This window comes from Pseudomonas sp. HY13-MNA-CIBAN-0226 (assembly GCF_040310305.1).
Classification (GTDB): domain Bacteria; phylum Pseudomonadota; class Gammaproteobacteria; order Pseudomonadales; family Pseudomonadaceae; genus Aquipseudomonas; species Aquipseudomonas gregormendelii.
Map to the genome: position 1 here is coordinate 1 of NZ_JBEOPS010000134.1, position 302 is coordinate 302.

1 pseudogene is annotated in these 302 nt (G+C 33.1%); it reads left to right on the forward strand.

Annotation, left to right across the window (positions count from 1 at the left end):
* Nucleotides 1-302, forward strand: a pseudogene (locus tag AAEZ05_RS28105) (hypothetical protein); the annotation flags it as partial.

Consider the following 302-nt stretch of genomic DNA (forward strand, 5'->3'; position numbering starts at 1 on the left):
GAAGATGACGGTAATAGTGAGACTTACTATAGCTTAGTGAATTTCTCAAGCTTTCTTTTACATGCTTTGAGAATCATGGTTAACGTGCAGTCCTCATATAAAAAAGACATCGCACTTGATGACAAACAGCTGCTAACCCAGTTTGAAACCTTTATCTTAAAACCATCCAACTTAGAAAATGCTCACACTTCAAATACTGAGCAAAGTATAGAAACTAACAATCAGATAACGCCTTTGTCTCAAGTAAAGACCTTTATATACTCATTACTTAAAAGCAAATTTATCTTTGATCACTTTATAAT